15 protein-coding genes are annotated in these 17,235 nt (G+C 68.5%); 6 read left to right on the top strand and 9 right to left on the bottom strand.

The window, feature by feature from the left end:
• Positions 1–2: 2 nt before the first annotated feature.
• From PFY01_RS04620 to PFY01_RS04585, 8 genes are all read right to left on the bottom strand, one after another.
• Entirely contained in the window at positions 3–1,430 is a 1,428-nt protein-coding gene (locus tag PFY01_RS04620; protein ID WP_271042594.1) for a sensor histidine kinase, read from the bottom strand.
• Positions 1,431–1,570: 140 nt separating this feature from the next.
• The gene (locus PFY01_RS04615; protein ID WP_017504381.1) at positions 1,571–2,242 is read right to left on the bottom strand and encodes a response regulator transcription factor; all 672 of its coding nucleotides are present in this window, start codon (positions 2,240–2,242) and stop codon (positions 1,571–1,573) included.
• An 84-nt stretch (positions 2,243–2,326) separates the two neighbouring features.
• Positions 2,327–3,865, bottom strand: coding sequence for a Do family serine endopeptidase (locus PFY01_RS04610; RefSeq protein ID WP_271042593.1), 1,539 nt, complete (start codon positions 3,863–3,865; stop codon positions 2,327–2,329).
• Between the two features lie 108 nt (positions 3,866–3,973).
• A complete protein-coding gene (locus PFY01_RS04605; RefSeq protein WP_271042592.1) occupies positions 3,974–4,480 on the bottom strand; it encodes a cytochrome c-type biogenesis protein in 507 nt (168 codons plus the stop codon).
• Positions 4,477–6,465 carry a heme lyase CcmF/NrfE family subunit gene (locus PFY01_RS04600; protein ID WP_271042591.1) on the bottom strand — a complete coding sequence of 663 codons (1,989 nt, stop codon included), beginning with the start codon at positions 6,463–6,465 and terminating at the stop codon, positions 4,477–4,479. Before PFY01_RS04600 ends, PFY01_RS04605 begins: the two co-directional genes overlap by 4 nt.
• Entirely contained in the window at positions 6,462–6,947 is a 486-nt protein-coding gene (gene ccmE, locus PFY01_RS04595) for a cytochrome c maturation protein CcmE (protein ID WP_271042590.1), read from the bottom strand. Before ccmE ends, PFY01_RS04600 begins: the two co-directional genes overlap by 4 nt.
• A gap of 70 nt (positions 6,948–7,017) precedes the next feature.
• Positions 7,018–7,836: a c-type cytochrome biogenesis protein CcmI gene (gene ccmI / locus PFY01_RS04590; RefSeq protein WP_271042589.1), complete on the bottom strand. Its 819-nt coding sequence runs from the start codon at positions 7,834–7,836 to the stop codon at positions 7,018–7,020.
• A gap of 44 nt (positions 7,837–7,880) precedes the next feature.
• Entirely contained in the window at positions 7,881–9,236 is a 1,356-nt protein-coding gene (locus PFY01_RS04585) for a hypothetical protein (protein WP_271042588.1), read from the bottom strand.
• A gap of 164 nt (positions 9,237–9,400) precedes the next feature.
• On the opposite strand from PFY01_RS04585, the gene PFY01_RS04580 reads away from it, so the two are divergent.
• From PFY01_RS04580 to PFY01_RS04560, 5 genes are read left to right on the top strand one after another with little or no spacing between them, the layout of a single operon-like run.
• Positions 9,401–10,333: an ABC transporter ATP-binding protein gene (locus PFY01_RS04580; protein ID WP_271042587.1), complete on the top strand. Its 933-nt coding sequence runs from the start codon at positions 9,401–9,403 to the stop codon at positions 10,331–10,333.
• On the top strand, positions 10,330–11,097 hold the full coding sequence (locus PFY01_RS04575; protein WP_039244173.1) for an ABC transporter permease: 768 nt from the start codon (positions 10,330–10,332) through the stop codon (positions 11,095–11,097). Before PFY01_RS04580 ends, PFY01_RS04575 begins: the two co-directional genes overlap by 4 nt.
• 42 nt (positions 11,098–11,139) lie before the next feature.
• Positions 11,140–12,204, top strand: coding sequence for a hypothetical protein (locus PFY01_RS04570; RefSeq protein ID WP_271042586.1), 1,065 nt, complete (start codon positions 11,140–11,142; stop codon positions 12,202–12,204).
• Positions 12,205–12,264: 60 nt separating this feature from the next.
• The gene (tldD, locus tag PFY01_RS04565; protein WP_271042585.1) at positions 12,265–13,695 is read left to right on the top strand and encodes a metalloprotease TldD; all 1,431 of its coding nucleotides are present in this window, start codon (positions 12,265–12,267) and stop codon (positions 13,693–13,695) included.
• Positions 13,696–13,754: 59 nt separating this feature from the next.
• Positions 13,755–14,042, top strand: coding sequence for a hypothetical protein (locus PFY01_RS04560; RefSeq protein ID WP_045809440.1), 288 nt, complete (start codon positions 13,755–13,757; stop codon positions 14,040–14,042).
• Between the two features lie 3 nt (positions 14,043–14,045).
• Here PFY01_RS04560 and PFY01_RS04555 read toward each other — a convergent pair whose 3' ends face one another.
• On the bottom strand, positions 14,046–14,957 hold the full coding sequence (locus PFY01_RS04555; protein WP_271042584.1) for a TraB/GumN family protein: 912 nt from the start codon (positions 14,955–14,957) through the stop codon (positions 14,046–14,048).
• 187 nt (positions 14,958–15,144) lie between these two features.
• On the opposite strand from PFY01_RS04555, the gene PFY01_RS04550 reads away from it, so the two are divergent.
• On the top strand, positions 15,145–17,214 hold the full coding sequence (locus tag PFY01_RS04550; protein WP_271042583.1) for a TonB-dependent receptor plug domain-containing protein: 2,070 nt from the start codon (positions 15,145–15,147) through the stop codon (positions 17,212–17,214).
• Positions 17,215–17,235: the final 21 nt, after the last annotated feature.

Below are 17,235 nucleotides of genomic sequence, written 5' to 3'. Positions count from 1 at the left end.
CATCATCCGCTCATCCCGGTCGAGGCCGGCGGCAGCACCAGCGCCACCCGCAACCCCGGTCCGAAGTCGCCGTAGGCGCCTGGACCTTCGTCCAGCACTACCCGACCGCCGTGCGCCTCGGCGACGGCGGTGACCAACGAAAGCCCCAGGCCCGATCCGGGTTCGGTGCGGCTGTTGTCCAGGCGCACGAACCGCTGGACCACCCGCTCGCGGTCCTCTTCTGGTACGCCCGGTCCGGTGTCGGTGACGGAATATTCGATCTCGCCCGACGAGCGGCGGCGCGCGCGCAGCTTAACCGCCCCTCCGGCGGGGGTGTATTTGATGGCGTTGTCGATGAGGTTGGCCAGGGCCTGGGCCAAAAAGGGCTGGTTGCCCTCGATCATCAGTCCCTTTTCGACCTCGGACGAGAAGTCGATGTCCTTGTCCTCGGCCGCCGGTTCGTAAAGCTCGGACATGTCGGCGGCGAGGTCGGCGGCGTCCATGACCTTGGGATCCGGCGCCCCGCCCGCCTGCAGCCGCGCGATGGCCAGGACGGTGTTGAACGTCTTCAGCAGATGGTCCGCCTCGTCCAGGGCGATGCCCAAGGCGTCGACCCCGTCGATCTTGCCGGCTTCGGCGTCGATCAGGGCCACCTCCAGCTTGGCCCGCATCCGCGTCAGGGGCGAGCGCAGGTCGTGGGCGATGGCGTCGCCGGCGTGGCGGATCGAGGCCATGGACGCCTCCAGCCGATCCAGCATGGTGTTCAGCCCCTGGCCCAGCTCGTCCAGTTCATCGCCGGTGTGTCGCACGGGCGCACGGACCTTCAGATCGCCTTCCTGCACCGACTGAACGACCCGGTTCAGCCCGGCCATGGCGTTTTCGACCCGCCGGCTGATGTAGAGACCGCCCGCCAGGCCCAGCAGCATGACCAGAGCCATGGCGCCCCACAGGGCCTGGGTCAGACGCGCCAGATAGGCTTCGATGTCGCCGATGTCCTGACCGACGAACAGATGTTCGCCGCCGGCCAGGGTGGTGATCACCCCGATGGAGCGACGCCGCTGGACCTTGCCCTGGGCGTCCGTGTCGGTCAGGCGGAAGGTCTCCCAGTCGCTGGCGCCGGCCGGCAGGCTGAGGTCGATGTCGATCGGGGATTCGGTGATGTTGCCGGTGATCGTCTTGCCGGCCTTGTCGGTCAGCAGATACAGATACGGCCCGCCCCGGATGGAGCGTTCGACCAAGGCCTGGTTCAGGGCGTCGATGCCGCGCGTGCGGTGGATCGCCGTCAGGGCGCCCAGCTCGATCTCCACATCCGCCTTGGCCCGGCCTTGAGCCTCCGACGCCGAGGCGAAATAGACATAGGCCAGGATCGCCCCCGCCGCCGCCACGAACAGCGCCAGGAACAGCAGCGTCAACCGGAAGGGCGTGCGGCGAAGGAGGGAGGGAAGGCGCACCCTAAAATCCTCCCCCGTTCACGGGGGAGGGGGACCACGAAGTGGTGGAGGGGGCGGCTTCAGCGCCGGTGTCTGGGGTCGCCCCCTCCACCGCCGTGCCGGCGGTCCCCCTCCCCCGCATTGCGGGGGAGGATCTCAAGTCACGCCTCCAACCGATACCCCGCCCCGCGCACGGTCTGCAGCATGGCGCGGTCGAAGCCCTTATCGATCTTGGAGCGCAGGCGGCTGATGTGGACGTCGATGACGTTGGTCTGGGGGTCGAAATGGTATTCCCAGACCTTTTCCAGCAGCATGGTGCGGGTCACCGACTGGCCGGCGTGGCGCATCAGGAACTCGAGCAATTGGAACTCGCGCGGCTGAAGATCGATCTCGGTCGTGCCGCGATGCACGGTGCGGCCGATCAGGTTCATTTCCAGGTCGCCGACTTTGAGAACAGTCTGGACGCCGCCGGTCTCGCGACGACGCGCCAACGCCTCGACCCGCGCGATCAGTTCGGCGAAGGCGTAGGGCTTGACCAGATAGTCGTCGGCGCCGGCCTTCAGGCCCGTGACGCGGTCCTCAACCTCGCCCAGGGCCGATAAGAACAGGACCGGCGTCTGATCGCCGCCCTTGCGCACCGTCTCGACCATGCCGACGCCGTCCAGACGCGGCATCATCCGGTCCACCACATAGACGTCGTAGCCGCCCTTTTGCGACTCCAGCAGGCCAAAGGCGCCGTCCACGGCGTGGGTGACCTCATGTCCGGCTTCGGACAGGCCCCGCACCATGGCGGTCGCCGCCTCGGCGTCATCCTCGACCACCAGAATCCGCATCGAAACCCCTCCCGGAATCAAAATCGCCGCCGATGGTAGCGCATCGGCGGCGATTGACGAGTTAAGGCTTGGTCAGAATGCCGATCATTCGCCGGCGGCGAACTTCAACGGCACCGGGCTGGTGCCCTGCGGCGTACGCACGAACAGGAGGATGCTGGGACGACCCGCCTGTTTGGCCGCCGCCACCGCTGCGCGCAGATCGGCGGCGGACGTGATGTTGCGATCATTGGCGCGGGTGATGACGAAGCCCGGCTGGAAGCCGAGGCGCGCCGCAGCCGAACCCTGTTCGACGTTGGTGATCACGACGCCGTTGACGCTGGCCGGCAGGCTGAAGCGCGAACGCGCGGCCGGCGTGATCGCGGTGACGGCGAGCCCTTCGATCGTGTCGCCCTGACCAGGCTGGCTCTGCCCCGGATTGGCGCTTCCGCCCTCTTCCGACGCAGCGAGCTCCTCTTCCGAAGGACGGGTGCCTGAGCGCACGTTCAGGGTCTGGCGACGACCGTCACGAATCACTTCCAGGCGAATGGTGTCGCCCGGCTTGGCCGCGCCGACCCGACGGGTGGCTTCTTGGCTGTTCGCCACCGCCTGGCCGTTCACGCCGACCAGAAGGTCTCCGACCTGGACGCCGGCGCGCGAGGCCGGGCCCTCCTCGGTCACGCTTTCGATCAGAGCGCCCTTGAAGTCCTTGGGCTGGCCCAGTGCTTCCCAACCGTCGGGGCTGAGGGTGCGAAGACCCAGGCCCACATAGCCGCGCTCGATCGACTGACCGCGCATCAGGCGTTCGGTGATCGTCTTGGCGGTGTCCGCCGGAATGGCGAAGCCGATGCCGACCGAGCCGCCCGTGGGCGAATAGATGGCCGAGTTCACACCGATGACGCGGCCGTGGATGTCGAACGTCGGGCCGCCCGAGTTGCCCCGGTTGATGGCGGCGTCGATCTGGATGTAGTCGTTGTAGCCCGACGGATCGATGTCGCGGGCCTTGGCCGAGACAATGCCCGCCGTGGCGGTGCCGCCCAGGCCGAAGGGGTTGCCGATGGCGATGACCCAGTCGCCTACGCGCGGCTCTGCCGTCTCTTCGAAGCTGACGTATTTGAAGTCGTTGCCCTCGACCTTGATCACCGCCAGGTCGGTGCCGGGATCGCGACCGATCAGGCGGGCCGGCAGCTCGCGACCGTCCGACATCTTGACCTTGATCTCGGTCGCGTCGGCGACGACGTGGTTATTGGTGACGATGAAGCCGTCCTGCGAGATGAAGAAGCCCGAACCGGCGCCTTGAGTCGTCTGCGGCTCGTCATTGCCCTGACCGCCACGGCCTTGCGGCGGCACGAACTGGAACGGCAGCCCGGGGATCTGGAAGGCGCCGCCCTGGGGCTGGTCCACCTTGACCGTAACGTCGATCTGAACGACGGCGGGCGAGACCTGGTCGAAGATGGTCGCGAAGCTGCTCGGCGCGCCCGGCGGAGGCGTGAAGGCGTCGCCGTTGGCCGGGACCGGGGTGATCCGGTTGACAGCCTGCGGTTCCGCGTGCGCGCCGGGCCAGTTGATGACGCCGCCGGCGGTCGCCGCCGCCGCCAGGGTCAGGCCGGCCGCGGCCCCGAGAATGAACTCCTTGCGCTTCAGCATCGTGGTCCTTGCGATCCTCTTGTCCAGCGCCAGACGGGCGCCGGTTTCGCGATTGATATAGGCCGAACCGGCTTTGCGCCAATCCCGACCGCCGATCGTTGATCTCGACTAGCGCCCGTCGTGAGGCGAGGTTGCGTCAGGATCGCGGCGAAGCTTCTCATTTCGTAGAACTTCGTCCAGTCGGCGTTCTTCTTCGGGCGTCAGGGGGACGGTCTCAACCGGACGACGGCGTGCGCGCAGGGCCAGAACGGCGGCGGCCAGCAGCAACAGGGCGAACGGGCCGAACCACAGCAGCCAGGTCCCCGCCCTGACCGGCGGGGTGAACAGCACATAGTCGCCGAAGCGCCGCACCAGATCGTCGCGCACGGCCTGATCCGAGGCGCCGGCCGCAATCTCCTCGCGGATCAGGCGGCGCATGTCGCCGGCGACGCCCGCCGGGCTGTCGGCGATGGCCTCGTGCTGGCAGACGACGCAGCGCACATCCTTGAACAGGGCCTGGGCGCGGGCCTCCTGGGTCGCATCGGCCAGGGGACGGTCGGGTGCGGCGGGCGGCTCGGCCGCCGTCAGCATCAGCGCCACGAGCGGCGCGGCCAGCAGGATCGCCAGGCGCTTCATGCGGTCTTGCGTCGGCGCGCGCCGATCCCGAGCCTGAGTCGACGATCCAGCAACGACAACACCCCGCCCAGCGCCATGATCATCGGTCCCAGGAAGATCAGTCGCGCCCAAGGGTTCCAGTACAGACGCACGACCCAGGCCGGCTGTTCGGGACTGCCCGCGCGTTCGCCGATCACGACATAGACGTCGTCTAGGCCCCGGAAATCGAGCCCGACCTCGGTCGTGGTCTGGCCACCCGCGGGGAAGAAGCGGCGCTCGGCGGTCACGGTGCTGGCGCGGCCCTGATCGTTCGTGGCGCGCACGGTCAGTCGGCCCTGCTCGGCCAGATAGTTTGGTCCCTCGACGACGCGCACGTCGTCCAGGGTGACGGTCCAGGGTCCGGCGGACACGCTCTGGCCCAACGAGACGGCGCGGGCGGCCTCGGCCTTGAAGCCCGTCTCGACCACCGCCCCAAGGATGAAGACGCCCAGACCCAGATGCGCCAGGGTCATGCCCCAGGCGCCCAGCGGCAGCCCTTTCAGTCGGCGCAGCGTCTCGGCCATCGAGGCGCGGAACAGGCGCGTGCGCTCCGCGACCTCGGACAGCGATCCCAGGATCAGCCAGGCGCCCAGGCCGATGCCGGCGGCGGCGAAGGCCTTCTTCGGCTCCCATAGGGCGTAGGCCGCAAGCGCGCCGACGATCGCCAGACCCCCCGCGACCGCCAGACGCTGCATCGCGCCGGGCAGGTCTCCCCGCTTCCAGGCCAGCAGCGGCCCGGTTGGCAGGATCAGGAAGGCGACCATCATCAGCGGGGTGAAGGTGGCGGCGAAATAGGGCGGGCCGACCGAGATGGTCGCGCCGGACGCCGCTTCCAGGATCAGCGGATAGAGGGTGCCCAGCAAGACGGTCGCGGCCGCCGCCGTCAGGAACAGATTGTTCAGGACCAGCGCCCCCTCGCGGCTGACCGGCGCGAACAGACCGCCGCCCTTCAGCTGGGGCGCGCGCCAGGCGAACAGGGCGAAGGCGGCGCCGGCTGTGATCCCGAGAATGGCCAGCAGCATCAGCCCGCGCTGGGGATCGACGGCGAAGGCATGGACGGATGTCAGCACGCCCGAGCGCACCAAAAAGGCGCCCAGCGTGGAGAAGGTGAAGGCCAGCAGGGCCAGAAACACGGTCCAGCCGGCCAGCGCGCCGCGTCGCTCGGTCACGACCGCGCTATGCAACAGGGCCGCGCCCGCAAGCCAGGGCATGAAGGAGGCGTTCTCGACCGGGTCCCAGAACCACCAGCCGCCCCAGCCCAGCTCATAATAGGCCCAGAAAGAACCCAGGGTGATGCCGACGGTCAGGAAGGCCCAGCTGGCCAGCGCCCAAGGTCGGACCCAGCGCCCCCAGGCGGGCCAGAAGGCGGTCTGCGCCCGTCCCTCGACCAACGCCGCGACGGCCAGGGAAAAGCAGACCGAAAATCCGACGTAGCCGGCGTAGAGCAGCGGCGGATGCACGGCCAGGGCCGGGTCCTGCAGCAGCGGGTTCAGCGACGCGCCCTGTAACGGCGCGGGGTCCAGGCGGGTGAAGGGGCTGGAGGTGAAGACGGCGAAGGCCAGGAACAGCGACCCCAGCGCGCCCTGCACCGCCACGGCCGAGGCCTTCAGCCCGAACGGCAGGCCGCGTGCCCGCGCCAGCGCCCCGCCGAACACCGTCAGCACCAGGCACCAAAGCAGAAGCGACCCCTCGTGGCTGCCCCAGGCGCCGGCGACCTTGTAGAGCATCGGCTTGTCGGTGTGGCTGTTGGCCGCGACGTTGGAGACCGAAAAGTCGGAGACGACGAAGGCGTAGATCAGGGCTGCGAAACTGAGCGCGACCGCCGCCGCAGCCGCCAGAGCCGCGCCCTGGGCGGCCCCGGCCAGGACCGGGCTGCGCCGCGCGCGTCCGGCCGCCGAAAGCCCCGTCTGCAGAATCGACAGCGCCAGCGCCAGCGCCAAGGCGAAGGCCCCAAGCTCGGCGATCATAGGGGGACGGACTTGGTCGCGGCCGGCGCCGTCTCAGGCCGCCACTCGCCCTTTTCCTTCAGACGGTCGGCGACCTCGCGCGGCATATAATTCTCGTCGTGCTTGGCCAGAACCTGGCTGGCGTGGAAGGTGCGGTCGGCGCCGAAGGCCCCTTGCGCCACGATCCCCTGCCCTTCGCGGAACAGGTCGGGCAGGTCGCCGTGATAGACGACGCGGGTCGTGGCGGCGTTGTCGGTGACGACGAAGGCGACCACGCCGTCGCCGGTCTTTCGCACGCTTCCGGCTTCGACCAGACCGCCCAGGCGGATGTTGCGGCCCTCCGGCGCCTTGTCGGCGGTGGCCTCGGACGGCGAATAGAAGAAGGTCACGCTGTCCTGCATCGCCCACAGCGACAGGCCGACCGCCAGCGCCAGGATCGGCGCCACGGCGGCGACGACCCACAGGCGGCGACGCGCCTTCGGCGATTTGGGCAGCCAGCTCATGCGACGGACATTCCGGATTCCAGGGACGGACCGGCGGCATATACCGCCGTCGTCGCGCAGGACCAACGCGTCATTGCGCGCCGCCCTTCGGCAGTCGGCGTTCCAGATCCAGACGGCGCGGATCGGCCGGGTCGAGCGCGGCGATCAGAGGCGTCCACAGGGTGCGCGCCCCGGCGGCGTCGCCGCGCCGCAGCGCCGCCTCACCCAGGAAGAACCGCGCGCCGAGTTGATCGGGGTCCAGTTTCAAGGCCTCGCGGAAGGCGGCCTCGGCGTCGCCGCCGATCTGGTTGTCATTGGCGACGACCAGGCTTTCGCCCAGCCGCGCCCAGGCCTGGGCGTCACGAGGGTCCAGGGCGATCAGACGGCGAAAGGCGGAGGCGGCGCCCAGCGGATCGCCGGCGGCGAAGCGGGCCGCGCCCAGCATGGCCAGCGCCTGCCGATCCTTGGGCCGCTCCTGAACGACCCGCGCGGTCACCGCCGCCAACTGAGCCGGCTCCAGCCGATCCAGATTGGCCGCCCAGTCATCCACCCGCCGTTCATAGGCCTGATCCGGCAGGCCGGGCGAGCCGGTGAAAACATAGAGGCCAAGAGCAGCCGCGACGGTCACGCCGATCCCGCCCAGCACCCAGAACCGATCGCGGGCGCCAGCCACCGGGGTCGTGGTCGCCGAAACGGCCAGAAGCCGCCGCCCCGCCTCGGCGCGCGCCCCCGCATAGGCCGCCTCGTCCAGCAGGCCGCGCGCCTTCAACCGATCCAGTTCCTCGATCTCGCGCGAGCCGGCCTGGGTTTCGGCCCCGGCCGCCGGATCGGCGCCGCGTCGCGCGCCGGTCAGCACCAGCAGGGCGGCCAGGGCCGCCGCCAGTCCCATCATTGTCCAGAAGACGATCATCCTCGCCGTCTAACCCATCCGCGAACGTCGGGCGAGGCGTCGTTTCAACCCAGCCGCGCCATTTCCGCCGAGGCCGCGCGTCGCCTGACCGCGCGCGCCGCCTCCAGCGCCTCGATCACGGTCAGGAACCGCGCCGCGACCCCGATCAGACGCAGCACATGGTCGGGATTTTCGGCGTCGCCGTCCGACAGACTGTTCAGCGCCTCGTCGGACCAGGTGGAGAGGTAGTCGGTCAGGTCGGCCTTCAATCCCGAGCGATCGGCTTCACAGCCGAAGGTGACGGCCGCGCCGCGCAGGGCCGTCACCGCCGCCAGCAAGGCCGCCGCCGCCTCGATCGGTTCGCCATCGGCCGGCGCCTCCAGCCAGGGCGACATACGCGTCATGCGGCCGGTGATGACCTGACGCTTCATCGGCAGGGCGGCGTGGACGGCGCTGGAGGCGGACTTCATCAGACCCGAAAGCTGGCCCGACACCTGGACCCGCGCCATCCGCGCCGCCTTGCCCCAGCTTGAGCCGGGCCGCACCTGCAGGCTGAGGTCCATCTCGGCCAACACGCCGGCGCACCAGTTGACGTCGTCCACCACGCCCAGCATCGCGGTCTCGCCCAGCGACGATCGGACCACGGCGGCGATCTTCTGCACCCGCGCCTGAACGGAAGTCAGCAGCCGCTCGACGAAGACGCCCATATCGGAATGGCTGAGGGTGATTTCACGGTCGGCGAGGCGGCTGGTCCGCGTCACGACTCGCAGCATCCGCTCGGCGTCCGCCACATGGGCGAACAGGATGTCGATCATGCGCCGCCCGCCGTCCGGCGACATCGCCAGACAGTCCTGGATCAGCAGCCTCAGCCCCGCCAGCTGGTTGTCGTCGGGGCGTTCCAGCCAGACGGGCAGGCGCGGCAGGGCGCTGCGGGCCAGAGGCGTCAGGTCGAAACAGCCGGCCAGTTCGACCGGAGTGGATGGCGGCTGGTCGTCGGCGGGACGCTGAAACTCAGGCCAGACGTCGCGCGGCCGGTCGCGCAGCACGGCGGCCGCCTTTGCGCACAGCCGATCGGCGGCCAGGGTCCATTCCCCGTCCACGGCCACGGCGCCGTCAAGCAGGGGCAGGAAATCCTCCTCGCCCCGCACCGCCTCGCGCCAGACCCGTTTCAGAACCGGAGGCGGAAAGGTCAAGGCCGGCACGCCGTCGGCGCGCGGCTGAAACAGCGGCAGCAGTGGAGCGAAGGCCGTGCCGCGACGGGCGCGATCGCGCGCCTCTGCGGCGACGATGTTCGCCAGTTCGGCCGCCTTGTCGCCCTTCAGCGCCGCCACAGCTGCGCCCAGCATCCCCAGCGATGCGTCGGGACAGGCCTCGACGATCGCCGTCAGAGCGGCGTGGTGGGCGGCGGACAGGGACGGCACGAAAGCTCCTGCCAAAACTCAACTCAGGCCGGCACCGTGCGACAATCGGGTTAACAACGACTTGGCGTCTATTGAGCGGCGCCGCCACTTGAGTCAGGCGTAAGGCACGCCATATTGCCGCCACACCCGGCCCGCGCCGCCGCGCGCGCCGGAAAGGAAAGCCCATGCCCGTAATCGAGATCGACGGCCTGACCAAGACCTACAAGTCGGGGCATCAGGCGCTGAAGCGCATCGACCTGACGATCGACAAGGGCGAGATTTTCGCCCTGCTGGGTCCAAACGGCGCAGGCAAGACCACGCTGATTTCCATCGTCTGCGGCATCGTCACCCCCACGACCGGGACCGTGGTCGCCGACGGCCATGACATCCAGTCCGATTTCCGCGCCGCCCGCACCAAGATCGGTCTGGTGCCGCAGGAGCTGACCACCGACGCCTTCGAGACCGTGCTGGCCACCGTCACCTTCAGTCGGGGCCTGTTCGGCAAGGCGCCGAACCCCGCCTTCATCGAGAGCGTGCTGAAGGACCTGTCGCTGTGGGACAAGCGCGACGCCAAGATCATGACCCTGTCGGGCGGAATGAAGCGGCGGGTGATGATCGCCAAGGCCCTGAGCCACGAGCCGGACATCCTGTTCCTGGACGAGCCGACCGCCGGGGTCGACGTCGAGCTGCGCCGCGACATGTGGGCGATGGTCAGGAAGCTGCGCGAGCGCGGCGTGACCATCATCCTGACCACGCACTACATCGAAGAGGCAGAGGAGATGGCCGACCGGGTGGGCGTGATCCTGAAGGGTGAGCTGATCCTGGTCGAGGAGAAGTCGGCCCTGATGAAGAAGCTGGGCAAGAAGACCCTGACGCTGAACCTGATCGAGCCGTTGGGCGCCCTGCCCGCCGACCTGTCCGACTGGGACCTGACGCTGAAGAACGAGGGCGGCGAGCTGGAATACAGTTTCGACGCCAACGCCGACGATACGGGCGTGCCGTCGCTGATCCGCCGGCTTGAGGCGCTGAACATCGGCTTCAAGGACTTGAACACCCGCCAGAGCTCGCTGGAAGACATCTTCGTCAGCCTGGTCCACCAGAACGGAGCCGCGGCATGACCTTCAACGGATACGGCGTCTGGGCCATCTATCGCTTCGAAATGGCGCGTGCGCTGCGCACCCTATGGCAGAGCGTGGTCACGCCGGTGATCACCACGGCCCTGTATTTCGTCGTCTTCGGCGGCGCGATCGGCAGCCGGATGCAGCAGGTGGACGGCGTGCCCTACGGCGCCTTCATCGTGCCGGGCCTGATCATGCTCAGCCTGTTCACCCAATCGATCTTCAACGCCTCGTTCGGCATCTACTTCCCCAAGTTCACGGGGACGATCTACGAGATCCTGTCGGCGCCGGTGTCGTCGCTGGAGATCGTGCTGGCCTATGTCGGCGCGGCGGCGACCAAGTCGGCGGTGCTGGGCCTGATCATTCTGGCGACGGCGGCCTTCTTCGTGCCGCTGCAGATCCTGCATCCAGTCTGGATGATGGCCTTCCTGATCCTGATTTCGGTGACCTTCAGCCTGTTCGGCTTCATCATCGGGGTCTGGGCCAATGGGTTCGAGCAGCTTCAGATGATCCCGATGCTGGTCGTGACGCCCCTGACCTTCCTAGGCGGCGCCTTCTATTCCATCGACATGCTGCCGGACGGCTGGCGCACGGTGACGCTGTTCAACCCTGTGGTCTATCTGATCTCGGGCTTCCGCTGGGCCTTTTATGGTCAAGGCGATGTGGCCATCGGCGTCAGCGTCGCCGCCACCCTGGGCTTCTTTGCCGTCTGCCTGGGCATCGTCATGTGGATGTTCAAGACCGGCTACCGGCTCAAGAACTGATCCGTCACGAAACGGGCCAGATCGCCAGCGATTGAGAAGACCATGTCCGACGACCAGAAGACCCCGCCCCAGCCCTTCGCCCGCAAGCCGGTGACCTGGGGGCGCATGCCCGCGACGACTTTCCACGTCGGGCCGGTGCCGGTCGCGCCCAATCCGCTGGACCGGATTCCCAATCCGCCGCCGCGCAAGCCCACGCCGCAACAGCAGCAGGCCTCGATCCACACCCAGAGCCTGGCCTCCGGCGTCGCGCCGGCCAAGGGTCAGACAACGCCCGCCAATCCGGCGCCGCGTACCGCGCCCCGTCCGCAGGGGGCAAGCATTCTGGGCGGTTCGCTGATCCCGACGGCGCGCCCGGCCCAGGCCCAGCCTCAACCTCAGGCTCCAACGCCGCCGCAGCCCAAGCCGCAGCCGGCGCCGGCCGCTCAACCCGATCTGACCGTGCGGCCCCTGCCCGCGCTCGAGACGACGCCGGCCCCTACGCCGAAGCCGGTCGCGGCCGAACCCGTCGCCGCCGCCCCAGCGGTCGCGGCCAGACCCGCCATCGCGCCGGCCGCTGCGCCGATCACGCCCAGCTTCGCCCGTGCCCCCGCCAAGACCTCCCGCCTGCCGCTCTATGTCGGGGTCGGGGTGGTCGCCCTGCTGGTCGCCGGAGGGGGCTTGTGGTTCGCGATGCGTCCCGCCTCGACGCCGGCGACGTCCACGCCTGCCGTCACCGCCGGTGCGCCTCTGACCGCCCCGCCGGCCGATACGATTCCTGCCGACGCCGCACCCGTCGTCGCGACCCAACAGCCCGCGCCCGCCGCGACGACCACAACGACGCCCCCCACGCCTGCCGCTTCCACGCCGGCAACGACGACGCCGCGCGCGACGACGGCCACGCCCCGCACGCAGACTCCGGCCCAGCCCCAGGCGCCGGCCGCAACGACTCAACCGACGACGCGTGCGCCGACGACGGCCACCCCGGCGCCGTCCACGCCGGCTCCGACCGTCACGACCGAGCCGCTGGTGATCGTGCCGACGGCCCCGACGCCCGCCCCGACCGCTGCACGTCCGTCGAGCAGCGATCCCGACGGTCCGGTGGTGACGCGGCCCCAACCGCTGGACTGATCGGCGGTTTCGCGCGCCGGGGCAGGTGACGAAACGGCCTTCAGCCCCTACCTACAGGCCATGACCGTTCACGCCTCCCCGCCGCCCATCCTCGACGCCGCCGGCGTCGATACTGATGAAGCCCTGTCAATCCTGAAAACGGCCCTGGCCGGCGCCGACGACGGCGAACTGTTCCTGGAGCGGTCCGAGAGCGAGAGCCTGGTGTTCGACGACGGTCGGCTGAAGTCCGCCGCCTATGACGCGACCGAGGGCTTCGGCCTGCGGGTCGTAGCAGGCGAGACGGCCGGTTACGCCCACGCCAACGAGATCTCGGCCGCCGCCCTGCGTCGCGCCGCCGACAGCGCGGCTCTGGCCAAACAAGGGCATGAGGCCCGGGTCGCCGAAGGGCCCCGCGCCACCAATCAGAAACTGTATGGCGAGGTCGATCCCCTCGCCTCGCCCGCCTTCTCCGACAAGATCGCCTTGCTGGCCGAGATCGACGCCTGGGCGCGCGCCCGTGATCCGCGCGTAGTTCAGGTGTCCGCCTCCCTGATCGGCGAACGTCGCGCCATCGAAATCCTGCGCGCCGACGAACGAGCAGTGCGCGATGTTCGCCCCCTCGTCCGGCTGAACGTCTCCGTCACCGTCGAACAGAACGGCAAGCGCGAGAGCGCCTCGTCCGGCGCCGGCGGCCGGGCAGGCTTCGAGGCCTGGATCGCGCCCGAACGCTGGCAGGCCCAGGTGGACGAGGCCCTGCGTCAGGCCCTCGTCAATCTGGACGCCGTCGACTGTCCGGCGGGCGAGATGGACGTGGTCCTGGGCGCCGGCTGGCCCGGCGTCCTGCTGCACGAGGCCATCGGCCACGGCTTCGAGGGCGACTTCCACCGTAAGGGCTCGTCTGTCTTCAACGGCATGATGGGCCAGCGCGTCGCCGCCCCCGGCGTCACCGTGGTGGACGATGGCTCGATCGCCGGACGGCGCGGCTCCCTGTCGGTTGACGACGAGGGCACGCCCACCTCGCGCACCGTGCTGATCGAGGACGGGATCATGGTCGGGCTGATGCACGACCGGCTGTCAGCGCGGCAGCTGGGCGTGGCCGCGACCGGCAACGGCCGGCGCCAGTCCTTTGCCCATATGCCGATGCCGCGCATGACCAACACCTTCATGGAGGGCGGCAAGGATTCCAAGGCCGACATGATCGCCAATACGAAGCGCGGCCTCTACGCCGCCAACTTCTCGGGCGGCCAGGTGGATATCACCAACGGCAAGTTCGTGTTCCAGTGCAATGAGGCCTATCTGATCGAGGACGGGGTGATCACCGCACCCGTCCGCGGCGCGACCCTGATCGGCGACGGGGCGACGGCCCTGACCAAGATCCAGATGGTCGGCGACGACTTCGCCTTCGATCCGGGCGTCGGCGTCTGCGGCAAGGCCGGACAAGGCGTGCCCGTCGGCATCGGCCAACCCAGCCTCAAGATCGGCGGCCTGACGGTCGGCGGCACCGCCGTCTAAGCGAGCGGAACCGTATCGTCACGAAGCGTGTTTCCCCGCCACACTGGAGAGGAAACACCATGCCTACCGAACGCGAAGTCCAACATCCCGATGGCCGGGTTGAACGCATCACTGAAACCAGCGCGGCGCCCACCACGGTCGTCGAGCGTCGCGGCAGCGGCATGGGCGCCATCGTCGCCCTGATCGTCGGCCTGCTGGCCGTGCTGGTGATCGGCTACTTCCTGATGAACATGAACCGCAGCGACGCGGTGAAGGACAACGCCATCGCCGGCGCGGCCGAGAGCGTCGGCAACGCCGCCGACAACATCGGCGAAGCCGCCCGCGACGCCGTTCCGGAACGCAAGTAAGCTCTAGCGCGCCGATTGAGCGGGGGCGGAGGGGCGCCATTCGGGACCGATCGGTTCCAGCCCCTCCGCCTCCAACCGATCCAATACGCCGTTCGGCTCGGCCAATAGCCGCAAGGGCGCGATAGCGACGGTGACCCCGGCCTCGGCCAGCGCCTTGTCCACCGCCCTATTCCATATCCGACGCAGATCGTCCGCTTGGGCCATCACCGACCAGTAGGAACAGGCCGTGGCCGCCTTTTCCAGGGGCGAGTCTAATACCGCCGGAATCCGGCGAAGACGCCAGTTCTCCGCACGTTGCGCGCCCGCCTCGACCCCGGCCTCCGCCGCCGTCGCCGCAGCGTCGATGCAGTCGAGGTAGCGTTCCGGCGGCGTCGTCAGAACCTTTTCGATCAGCTCGTCACCCCTGAAGATGCCGACGGGTTCAGCGGGCGTGCGATTGGCGCGCGTCGCCTGACGAACCAGGCCGGACACCGGACGCCCTCCGCTACTGTAACCGCCCAGTTCCATCAGATCGCCCGACAGGATCAGCATGCTGTCGCGGGTCGGGCCTTCGCCTCTCAGGTTTTCGACCCGGGTCTCAAGGTCCGGGGACAGATAGTCGGCGCTGGTGCGCCCGTTCGGCAAACGGGTCAGCGTCCGAAATCGCCATATCAGCCGGCCCACATCGGCCAGCGAGGCCCGCCCCTCGACGGGAAACAGAACGCGGTCCGCACGATCAACCGCCGAGATGAGAGCGTCGGTGCGCCACTCCATCTTTCTGGGCAAACCGTCGATCGATCCGACCAGGATCAGGACGCTGTCGCCGCGCCGCACCTCCCACATCGGCGCCTCGATCCGGCGGGCGGTGACGACGATATCCTCGACGGCGTCCGAGGGCGCGTCTTGCGCGAGAGCAGGCGCGGTCGTAAGCGCCATCGCGGCAAGTAAAAGCACTAGAAAAGATGAGCGCCTGATCATTACACCGCTGTAAACTTCATTACTGTCATTGGTGTAATGAAATCGCTGTAATGATGTCGTCGATTTAATCCACCTTGCGGCCTTGTAACTGGAGATGAATGCGCCGGATCGGCACACCTCTCGCCAACACCCGAGGGGAAGACCGATGACAAAGACCCTGCTGCTGGCCAGCACCGCCCTGCTTTTCACCGCCGGCGCCGCATTCGCCGGCGACAAGCCCCAAGTCGCCGAGGCCCCCGTGCCGACCGGCCCGACCAACCAGGCGCCCCTGGCCGACGCCAGCCAGCGCGGCGTGCTGGTCTTCACGCCGGACTTCTTCGCCGCCCAGCGCCCCAATACGGCGCTCGACATGGTCAACCGGGTCCCCGGCTTCTCCATCGACAATGGATCGGGCGCGCGCGGTTTCGAAGGGGCGGTCGGCAATGTGCTGATCAACAACAACCGCCCCGCCTCAAAGAACGATTCGGGTTCGAACGTCTTGGGTCGGACCCTGGCCAATCAGGTCGAGCGCATCGAACTGATCCGGGGCGGTGCGCCGGGCATCGACATGCAGGGCTATTCCGTCGTCGTGAACGTCATCCTGAAGACGTCCGACAGCCGCCAGTCGATCCTGACCTGGAACGCCATGCTGTTCGAAGGCGGCCATGACATCTATGGCGGCTCCTATCAGTTCACGCAGAACAAGGGCGATCGCAGCTGGGGCGTGACCCTGTCGGACGGAATGGGATCCAGCGATTCCAACGGCGTCGGCCGGTCGGTCCGTCGCAACGCCGCCGGCGATGTCATCCGCGACGAGCGGTACGAGAACGACGGCTGGGGCGGCGGCCAAGGTATTCGCGGCAACTACACCGGCCCGTTGTTCGGCGGAAAGCTGGAAGGCACCGCCCGCTATGGTCTGAACGACTATCAGAACTGGACCGAGCTTTCGTCGCCAACCTCCCTGCGCCGCAGCGACTATGCCGAAGACGGCGATTCCGGTGAGTTGGGCCTGACCTGGACCCGCACCCTGAACCCGCGCTGGACACTAGAGACTCGTCTGATCCACGAGTTCTCGAGCTTTGACAGCGTCTCGGGCAGCAACGAGACGCTGAACGGGACGGCGGCGCCAGAGCAGCAGTTCAAATCCAACGGCGACTCGTCGGAATCCATCCTGCGCGCCCTGGTACGTCACGAACGCTCGCCCGCCCTGACAATCGAGGCCGGCGCCGAGATCGCCTACAATATGCTGGATGTGAACCAGGCCTTCACCATCGGCGGCGTCGGCGTTCCCCTGCCCAGCGCCTCGGTCAAGGTCGAGGAAACGCGCGGCGAGGCTTTCAGCAAGGCGACCTGGCGGATCAATCCGAAGCTGACGCTGGAAGGCGGCGTGCGCCTTGAGGCCTCCACCATCAGCCAGTCGGGCGATGCGGACCAGGAAAAGAGCTTCTTCTTCGCCAAGCCGCGCCTGCTCGCGACCTGGACGCCGATGGCCGACAATCAGCTGCGTTTCCGCTTCGAGCGCGAACTGGGTCAACTGGACTTCGGCGACTTCGCCGCCTCGGCTGAGCTGAGCGATGGCACGGTGTTCGGCGGCAACGTCGATCTGGAGCCGGAGCAGCGCTGGATTTCCGAGCTGTCCTATGAGCGCCGCTTCTGGGGCGAGGGCGTGGTCTCGATCGGCTATCGCCACGACCGCATCATCGACGTGATCGACCGCCTGCCCCTGCCCGGCGGCCTTTCGGCGACCGGCAACATCGGCGACGGGACGCTGGATCAGCTGTCGCTGAATGTCGTGGTGCCGCTGGACAAGGTCGGGATTTCGGGCGCCCGCTTCACCTTCCGGAACGACTGGAACAAGAGCAACGTCATCGACCCGACCACGGGCGAGGACCGCCGCATCTCGGGCGTGCGTCCCAGCCAGGCCAATGTCGGCTTCCAGCAGGACATCACCTCGTGGAAGACCCAGTGGGGGATCAACTGGCTGCCGCGTCTGGGCCAGGCGACCTATGATCCGGACCAGACCTTCGCCTGGCGCGGCGCGGACTATCTGGAGGCCTTCGTCGAATACAAGCCCAGCCCGACCCTGTCGCTGCGCGCCCAGCTGAACCTGTGGGACGACTTCACCCAGCAGCGCACGGTCTACGCCACCCGCAATCCGCGCACCGTGGCCTTCGTCGAGGAGCGCTCTATCGACCCGCGCACCTTCGTCTCGTTGCGGGTCCGCAAGACCTTCTGAGGTCGCGCTTCACGCAGCAAA

Source organism: Brevundimonas vesicularis, from assembly GCF_027886425.1.
GTDB classification, from domain to species: Bacteria; Pseudomonadota; Alphaproteobacteria; order Caulobacterales; family Caulobacteraceae; genus Brevundimonas; species Brevundimonas vesicularis_C.
Note: the sequence above shows the minus strand (reverse complement) of the source record. Positions and strands in the feature narration are given on the sequence as shown.